Origin of the sequence: Imhoffiella purpurea (assembly GCF_000585215.1) — a bacterium.
Taxonomy (GTDB): Bacteria; Pseudomonadota; Gammaproteobacteria; order Chromatiales; family Chromatiaceae; genus Imhoffiella; species Imhoffiella purpurea.
In genome coordinates, this window is sequence record NZ_AONC01000142.1 from 1 (window position 1) to 347 (window position 347).

The following is a 347-nucleotide window of genomic DNA, read 5'->3' on the forward strand; positions in this document are numbered from 1 at the left end:
ATGGCCTGGCGGCTGTAGGACTCGCTGACGATGAGCAGCCATTCATTGGTTTCCAGGCGTTTGGCACTGAGAAAGACCTTCTGCCCCCAGAGGCGTCGCGGCTGGCGCAACACCCGTGTGCCCCCGACGGGCAGGGTCTGGAATTCGCGCAGCAGCGGATAGGCCCCCTTGGTGGACGTGAGGTTGACGTTGGCCTTCAGGCGCAAGCGAAATGGCAACTCGCGCCGCAGGAGATACGCCAGCCAATCGCGCCCAACGAACTCACGATCGGCCAACAGGAAGGCCACTGGCTGACACGGGAAGGTCGCGAAAAAGCGCTCCATCAGCGCGATGCGCTCTTTGGTGTT

Annotated in this window: 1 pseudogene; it reads right to left on the reverse strand. The window is 62.5% G+C overall.

The window, feature by feature from the left end:
* A pseudogene (locus D779_RS20795) lies at positions 1-347 on the reverse strand (IS4 family transposase); the annotation flags it as partial.